This is a genomic window from Paenisporosarcina sp. P4_E4_2 (assembly GCF_056401595.1).
Genome location: NZ_JBFUJC010000135.1, coordinates 1 through 8,051, shown reverse-complemented (window position 1 = coordinate 8,051; position 8,051 = coordinate 1). Strand labels below are relative to the sequence as shown.

Here is an 8,051-nt window from a genome sequence, read left to right as displayed (position 1 = left end):
TGCCATTGCATGGATGACAATTTTTTTGTATGATAGGTTCATTGAGTGGTCAGACCACTTTGAAAATTATGGAAGGTCGAGGGCGTTTTATGACAAATCAAACGACAAAAATGTATTTGCAAATCGTTCGTGAACTTCGACTTCTTATTCAATCGGAAAACATACGACCTGGGGGGAAACTTCCATCTGAACGTGAATTGGCGGAACGACTTCAAGTAGGGAGATCGACCGTTCGAGAAGCACTGCGCAGTCTGGAGCTATTAGGATTAATTGAAACTAAACGTGGAGAAGGTACTTTTCTGACAGATTTTCGAAAGCACAAATTAGTTGAAGTCTTGTCGACGTTTATTTTGCAAGACTCGAAATCCATTGAGGATATACATGTTACGCGTGAAATACACGAAAAAGAAGCCATCCGTATAGTCGCAGGATCTCCTACTCTAAATAAACTGCCGGTATGGGCGAGTTTACTCAAACAACTTCAAGAAGTAGGAAGCATTGTTCGTGAGGATATGATTCGGGAAATACTCATTTCAAGTAATAATCGATTGTCACTGAAAATGTGGTTTCTTTTGAAGCAATATGGAGAAGAACCATACCAAGGACACTCTGAAATTGAAGAAAATAATTATATTCAACAATTATTGACAGCCATTATAGATGGGAAAATTGATGAAGCAATTCGCTCATATACTGCTTGGACAAGATGGTTAACACAAGGGAGAGAAACCACATGATTCGTGATATATTTTCAAGAAATCGTAAAAATAAATATGTAACGATTCCTTCAAATGCATCAAAAACAGATGTTCCAGAAGGTTTAATGACAAAATGTCCGGAATGTAAACATATCGGGTTGACGAAAGACATAATCAAAAATAAAAAAGTTTGTCCAGCTTGTGATCATCATTACAAAATGACGGCGCATGAACGTGTAGCAATTTTCTTGGATGAAGAAACATTTGTATCCATGGACGATCATTTAGCAACAGTCAATCCACTTAAATTCCCAGGGTACACGGATAAAATTAAGTCGGATAGTGAGAAAACAGGATTGAACGAAGCGGTCTTGACTGGTACAGGAATGTTGAACGGACGTAAAATCGTTGTAGCTATTATGGATGCGCATTTCCGCATGGGTTCGATGGGATCTGTAGTGGGTGAAAAAATCACCCGCGCTATTGAAGAAGCAACGAAGCAAGAAGTGCCTTTTATTATTTTCACAGCCAGCGGTGGAGCCCGCATGCAAGAAGGCGTACTTTCGCTTATGCAAATGGCGAAAACAAGCGTGGCGCTAAATCGACATAGCGAAAAAGGACAACTATTTATTTCTATCCTGACACATCCTACAACGGGTGGGGTATCTGCAAGTTTTGCGTCGATTGGGGACATCAATTTAGCTGAACCTAAAGCATTGATTGGCTTTGCAGGCCGACGTGTTATTGAACAAACTGTACGGGAAAAACTACCTGAAAATTTCCAGACGGCTGAGTTTTTATTGGCACATGGACAATTGGATGCAGTGGTCCATCGTTCTTCGATGAAAGAAACCGTATCTACACTAGTGAAGCTTCATTCGAAAGGAGGCAACTAATATGGTAAAGACTCTTCCTTTTGAAGAACCCGTTATTCAATTACGTGATAAAATCAGTGAGTTAAAAGAATTCACTTCAAATGCTGAAGTTGATTTATCGACAGAAATTAAGCAATTAGAAGATCGCCTTCAAAAACTGGAAACAGATATTTATGACAACATGCAGCCGTGGGATCGTGTTCAAGTCGCAAGACATCCAGAACGTCCAACGACATTAGATTATATTCGTGAAATTTTCACGGACTTTATTGAACTTCACGGAGACCGTTCGTACGGAGATGATGAAGCGATAGTCGGAGGCATTGCAGCGTTTAACGGATGCCCGATTACTGTAATCGGTCATCAGCGGGGCAAAGATACGAAAGAGAATATCCGCCGCAATTTTGGCATGCCGCATCCGGAGGGTTACCGGAAAGCATTACGATTGATGAAACAAGCAGAGAAGTTCAATCGGCCCATTATTTGTTTTATTGATACAAAAGGAGCTTATCCCGGAAAAGCTGCAGAAGAGCGCGGACAAAGCGAAGCGRTTGCAAGAAATCTTCTAGAGATGGCCGGGCTAAAAGTGCCTGTCATAAGTGTAGTGATTGGAGAAGGTGGAAGTGGCGGTGCATTGGCTTTAGGAGTTGCAAACCACGTTCATATGCTCGAAAACTCTACTTACTCTGTTATTTCGCCTGAAGGGGCAGCATCGATTTTATGGAAAGATTCTGCTCTGGCTAAACAAGCGGCGGAAGCAATGAAAATCACTGCACCCGATTTAAAACAAATGGGCATTGTTGATGAAATCATTCAAGAAGCAGTTGGTGGCGCACATCGTGATCCAAAGCAACAAGCCATCTATATGAAAGAAGCACTTCAACGTTCAATCGATACACTCAGCAAACTGAGTAAAGAAGAATTGGTCGATAATCGTTATGAGAAATTCAAATCCATCGGGGAATTTGCTGAATGAGGATGCGTATATCGCATCCTTATTTTTTTTCACTGACAATGAGCGTTCAAACATGTTAATGTGAATATATGGTTTGGCAAAGGAGGAACATCCAATTGAAAAGAATCGGTGTTTTAACAAGTGGTGGCGATGCACCAGGAATGAATGCAGCCTTGCGTGCAGTTGTCAGAAAAGCAATTTATCATGATATGGAAGTCATGGGTGTCTATAATGGTTATCAAGGTCTAATTGATGGCAAGATAGTACAGTTGGACTTGGGTTCAGTTGGGGATATTATTCAAAGAGGCGGAACGAAATTGCATTCTGCCCGTTGTCTGGAGTTTATAACCGAAGAAGGACAATTGAAAGCCATCGACCAAATGAAGAAACATGGCATCGAAGGTCTTGTTGTCATTGGTGGAGATGGTTCTTATCGCGGTGCAATGGCTTTAACATCCCAAGGATTTCCATGCATAGGTGTGCCTGGCACCATCGATAATGACATTCCGGGTACGGATTTCACAATAGGTTTTGATACAGCACTCAATACGGTRATTGAAGCAATAGATAAAATTCGCGACACGGCGACTTCTCATGAGCGTACTTTCATTATAGAAGTGATGGGCCGGGATGCGGGTGATTTGGCTTTGTGGGCAGGTTTAGCCGGTGGGGCTGAAACAATCGTGATTCCGGAAGAACCGTTTGATCTAGAAGATATACTTTCCCGCCTTCGCAGTGGACATGAACGCGGAAAAAAACATAGCATCATTATTGTCTCAGAAGGTGTCATGAATGCCAATGAATTTGCCGATTTATTGAAAGAGCATGCGCAGATAGAAACACGGGTTTCTGTCCTCGGGCATATTCAGCGAGGAGGCTCTCCGACTGCAAGGGACCGCGTATTAGCCAGTCTTTTTGGAGCTCGGGCTGTTGAAAAGTTGATGGAAGGTGCCGGAGGACTTGCCATTGGCATGCGTAATCATCAAGTGGTAGACTATTCTATGACTGAGGCTTTCGACGGAAAGCATGAAGCAGATTTAACTATGTATAAACTATCAAAAGAATTAGCCATTTAGTGTAATGGAGAGGATACAACAATGAGAAAAACAAAAATCGTATGTACAATCGGACCAGCCAGTGAATCACCTGAAATGCTTGAAAAATTAATCGAAGCAGGGATGAACGTCGCTCGCTTGAACTTTTCACATGGAAATCATGAAGAGCACGGAGAACGTATTAAGCGTATTCGTGAAGCGTCAAAGAAAACCGGGAAAATCGTCGGTATTCTTTTGGATACAAAAGGACCTGAAATTCGCACGCATCAAATGGAAAACGATGCGATCGAATTGGAATCAGGTCAATCTTTAGCGATTTCAATGACTGAAGTGTTAGGGACAAAAGACATGTTTTCTATCACCTATGACCGCTTAATTGAAGATGTAAGTGAAGGCTCTGTCATCTTACTCGATGATGGATTAATTGAACTTCGCGTTTCTAGTGTAGATCAAACTGAAGGCTTGATTCATACTGTTGTGTATAATGCCGGAACGTTGAAAAATAAAAAAGGTGTTAACGTACCAGGTGTTTCTGTACAACTGCCAGGAATAACTGACAAAGATGCTCAAGATATTTTATTTGGTATTGAACAAGACGTTGATTTCATTGCTGCATCATTTGTGCGTCGTGCAAAAGATGTCATGGAAATTCGCGAATTGCTTGAGAACAATGATGGTGGGCATATTCAAATCATCCCGAAAATCGAGAACCAGGAAGGCGTCGATAATATTGATGACATCCTGTTGGTATCGGACGGACTAATGGTTGCTCGCGGAGATTTAGGCGTTGAAATTCCTGCCGAAGAAGTGCCTTTGGTTCAAAAAAGCTTAATTGGTAAATGTAATGAAGCGGGTAAACCAGTCATTACAGCAACACAGATGTTGGATTCCATGCAACGTAATCCCCGCCCGACTCGTGCGGAAGCGAGTGATGTAGCAAACGCAATCTTTGATGGAACAGATGCAATCATGCTATCGGGTGAAACTGCAGCAGGAATGTATCCGGTTGAGTCCGTCAAGACCATGGATAAAATCGCTATCCGTACGGAAGATGCATTGGATTATCGTGCAATTGTTTCTGCAAAGAGTAAAAGCAAAGATGTCACAATGACGGATGCAATCGGTCAAGCAGTTGCCCATACATCCATAAACTTAAAAGCAAAAGCAATTATTGCACCTACTGAAAGTGGCCATACAGCGAAAATGATTTCGAAGTATCGTCAAGGTGCATCAATCATTGCAGTAACTTCTACTGAACGACCATCACGTAAATTGACTCTTGTGTGGGGCGTTTATCCGATTGTTGGTGAAAAAGTAGGTTCAACTGATGAGATTCTGGATCTTTCAGTGGAAGAAAGTTTAAAACATAATTACGTAAAACATGGTGACCTTGTTATCATTACGGCAGGTGTACCAGTCGGTGAAGCAGGAACAACAAACTTGATGAAAGTTCATGTAATTGGTGATATTGTGGCTAAAGGACAAGGAATTGGTAAATCTGTTGCATTCGGACATACGGTTGTTGCGAATAATGCGGATGRCTTAGCAAATATTGATACAACCGATTCGATTATCGTCACCATTGGTTCAGATCGTGATATGATGCCGGCCATTAATAAATGTGCTGGACTTATTACGGAAGAAGGTGGCTTGACAAGTCATGCGGCAGTAGTGGGTCTAAGTCTTGGGATTCCGGTAATTGTAGGGGTCAAAGATGCCACTAAATTAATTGTAAACGGTCAGGATGTCACGATGGACGCTGAATCAGGTGTCATCTATCATGGGCATGCGAGTAGTGTCCTGTAAGTGAACCTAATAAAAAAAGCCTCAACACAGGAGTGTTGGGGCAATTTTTTTAAAATGAATCGTAAGAAATTAAAAGTTGAAGCTTTATGAAACGATGTTAATGAGATCAAGGGGAAAGATGCCCACTTTTTTAAGAGGCTATGTGATGTTTCGTTGTTGTTTTTAATAATCAGTGATATGTAGCAAAACAGCGAAGACTCCTGAGGGGAAGCGAGACAGTCGAGACCCTGCAGAAAACGAGTTGTGCAAAAGCAATTTTGCACAACTCGTTTGCGACGAAGCTAGCAAAGCGATGCAGGAGCACCGGTTTTCAAAGCGCCGTGGAGACTCGGCGGTCGCCCTAGGAAAGCGTAGCTGTTTTGCGGAATATCAACAACATTTAACAGACCTTTTATAATAATCACAAATCAAATCTTAAGTAATCGGCAGAAAAAAAGAAACGAAATAAGGGGATGTTCGAAATGAAATGGTTGGCATTAATCTTTATCGTAGTTCCTGCACTGGAAATTGGGATTTTATTGTGGTCCGGTAAGACATTTGGATTGATACCTACCATCATGATTATTCTCAGCACAGGAATACTCGGAGCTTACCTGGCTAAAAAGCAAGGATTGAAAGCAATCAGGGATGTCCAAGTTCAGATGAAGAATTTTCAAGCTCCAGGAGATGCCATGGTAAATGCTTTGTTTGTGTTTGCAGGTGGTCTTTTATTATTATCTCCAGGATTTGTGACAGATCTATTTGGATTTTTATTTTTGTTTTCTCCGACCAGACAGTTATTTAAACCAATTGTTTATAAATGGATTAAGTCGAAAATGAAAAAAGGACAAATCATTGTGATGTAAACCAATGATGTTTACTGAAATGAACGGCTGCAAGCAATAAGAAAGGGCTTAGTAATATCCCGGGTATGCCGAACAGCAACAAAGAACATGCGCTGATGAAAAATACGTGCACAGCTCTAATGTGCATGGTGTTTGCCCACAAGTAAGACTCGAGTAATTGACGTGTCAATAAAATAAATGCATAGAGCAAGAGAATGATAATCCCGAGGGTCGTTTGCTTCGTTAAAATGAAGAAAGCAGCCATCGGGATTAATATTATGCCTGTCCCTAAAAAGGGCATTAAATCAGCAAAAGAAATCAGGAAAGCCAGTCCTATAGGAGACGAGAATTTCAGGACATAAAACCCGACCATTAATTGAAMGAACGTCATCAGGAATAACTTAATTTCCACAATCGTAAATTTCTCGAAAAGCTTGGTTGCTTTTAAAAATAATGGTTTAATTGTCTGTCTCGTCTTGGAGGGGATATAGATGAAGAACCATGTTCTTGATTTCAAAGATTCCTGCAAGGCAAAAAACAAGGCAACTAAAAAGACAAAGGTTTCAACAAACTGTGCAGGCAGATGCTGAATAAATAATGATATTTTTTTAAGTAAGTTTTCACTGACCATGGATAGGGCTTCAATGACTGATTGCCAATTTGTTTTGTTCTCCTTCATGAACAACTGCAATTCTTCCAAGTGAAATCTAAAAGGATAAAGTATTTCAAGGAGTTCTCTTACCATCAAAGTACAACCCAAAATAATTGATCCAAGCAAGGCACTTTCGAATAACAATACGGTTATCCAACGGGGTAATCGGGTAATTTTATGTATCCACTTCACAATTGGGTGTAGAAAATAAGCGAGTAGTATGGCAATGGTAACAGGATAAATCAGCCAGGTAATGAGTAAAATGAATGCAACCGGAAACCATTTTTTCATGAATGCAACTATGTTTTCATACACTTTTCCACCTCCAAATGCAGTGTGTATAGCTGTTATGTTTATTTATATCGTTTAGACAGAATATTTCTACTTTGTGACAAGATATCATGAATTTTGCGAAAGTTATCGAAAATCGAGCGTTTTCATTCACAAAGACGTCAAAATTGATTATAATGTCAATGTAAGCCATATAAATAAAAGGTTCATATTGAGCAGATGAGCCATCATTCTGCGTTTTTTTTGTGTGGAATGATGAATTTTAAAACAAGAAGGAGCGATATACATGACATCAACAAAAGGTCTTGAAGGAGTGGTAGCTACTCAATCCGCTATCAGTTCAATCATTGATGACACACTTACATACGTTGGCTATGATATTGATGACTTGGCAGATCACGCAAGTTTTGAAGAAGTAATCTACTTGCTATGGCACAAACGCCTGCCAAAAGTTGAAGAATTAGCTGAATTGAAACAACAACTTGCGGATAATATGGCAGTACCTCAAGAGGTATTGAACCATTTCAAAACGTATCCAATTGATAAAGTTCACCCAATGACGGCTCTTCGTACAGCTGTATCTATGCTTGGATTGTATGATGAAAAAGCTGAAGATATGTCTGAAGAAGCTAACTACATGAAAGCAATTCAGCTTCWAGCTAAGATGTCTACTTTAGTATCTGCATTTGCTCGCGTTCGAAAAGGACAAGAACCAATCGCACCAAAGAGCGACTTAAGTTTTGCTGCTAACTTCCTGTACATGCTTAATGGCGAAATACCTGAAGCAATCGAAGAAGAAGCTTTCAACAAAGCTTTAGTATTACATGCTGACCATGAGTTGAATGCTTCAACATTTACAGCTCGCGTTTGTGTAGCGACACTTTCAGATGTTTAT

At 40.4% G+C, this 8,051-nt stretch carries 8 protein-coding genes; 7 read left to right on the top strand and 1 reads right to left on the bottom strand.

Annotation, left to right across the window (positions count from 1 at the left end):
- Positions 1 to 89 precede the first annotated feature (89 nt).
- The 6 genes from AC1DSB_RS10755 to AC1DSB_RS10730 all read left to right on the top strand — a co-directional run bounded on the left by AC1DSB_RS10755 (position 90) and on the right by AC1DSB_RS10730 (position 6,234).
- Positions 90 to 737, top strand: coding sequence for a FadR/GntR family transcriptional regulator (locus AC1DSB_RS10755; protein ID WP_477531948.1), 648 nt, complete (start codon positions 90 to 92; stop codon positions 735 to 737).
- Complete coding sequence (accD, locus tag AC1DSB_RS10750) at positions 734 to 1,594, top strand: acetyl-CoA carboxylase, carboxyltransferase subunit beta (protein ID WP_016426682.1); 861 nt, start codon at positions 734 to 736, stop codon at positions 1,592 to 1,594. Before AC1DSB_RS10755 ends, accD begins: the two co-directional genes overlap by 4 nt.
- A gap of 1 nt (position 1,595) precedes the next feature.
- Positions 1,596 to 2,549 (top strand): acetyl-CoA carboxylase carboxyl transferase subunit alpha, encoded by a 954-nt coding sequence (gene accA, locus AC1DSB_RS10745; protein WP_477586705.1) that lies wholly within the window; start codon positions 1,596 to 1,598, stop codon positions 2,547 to 2,549.
- Positions 2,550 to 2,644: 95 nt separating this feature from the next.
- Positions 2,645 to 3,604: a 6-phosphofructokinase gene (pfkA, locus tag AC1DSB_RS10740; protein WP_016426684.1), complete on the top strand. Its 960-nt coding sequence runs from the start codon at positions 2,645 to 2,647 to the stop codon at positions 3,602 to 3,604.
- A gap of 21 nt (positions 3,605 to 3,625) precedes the next feature.
- Positions 3,626 to 5,389: a pyruvate kinase gene (gene pyk / locus AC1DSB_RS10735; protein WP_477586704.1), complete on the top strand. Its 1,764-nt coding sequence runs from the start codon at positions 3,626 to 3,628 to the stop codon at positions 5,387 to 5,389.
- Between the two features lie 461 nt (positions 5,390 to 5,850).
- Positions 5,851 to 6,234, top strand: coding sequence for an FxsA family protein (locus AC1DSB_RS10730; RefSeq protein ID WP_342543278.1), 384 nt, complete (start codon positions 5,851 to 5,853; stop codon positions 6,232 to 6,234).
- On the opposite strand, the gene AC1DSB_RS10725 is transcribed toward AC1DSB_RS10730, so the two are convergent.
- On the bottom strand, positions 6,221 to 7,180 hold the full coding sequence (locus AC1DSB_RS10725) for an AI-2E family transporter (RefSeq protein WP_477586703.1): 960 nt from the start codon (positions 7,178 to 7,180) through the stop codon (positions 6,221 to 6,223). The genes AC1DSB_RS10730 and AC1DSB_RS10725 overlap by 14 nt on opposite strands.
- Positions 7,181 to 7,442: 262 nt before the next feature.
- Between AC1DSB_RS10725 and AC1DSB_RS10720 the strand changes: the two genes are divergently transcribed.
- The coding region (locus AC1DSB_RS10720; RefSeq protein WP_477586702.1) for a citrate/2-methylcitrate synthase at positions 7,443 to 8,051 on the top strand (609 nt) is incomplete at its 3' end.

What these genes read in the sequence shown, in the direction of transcription:
- AC1DSB_RS10755 (WP_477531948.1), top strand. Translation starts at nt 90, where the DNA reads ATGACAAATCAAACGACAAAAATGTATTTGCAAATCGTTCGTGAACTT.
- accD (WP_016426682.1), top strand. Translation starts at nt 734, where the DNA reads ATGATTCGTGATATATTTTCAAGAAATCGTAAAAATAAATATGTAACG.
- AC1DSB_RS10730 (WP_342543278.1), top strand. Translation starts at nt 5,851, where the DNA reads ATGAAATGGTTGGCATTAATCTTTATCGTAGTTCCTGCACTGGAAATT.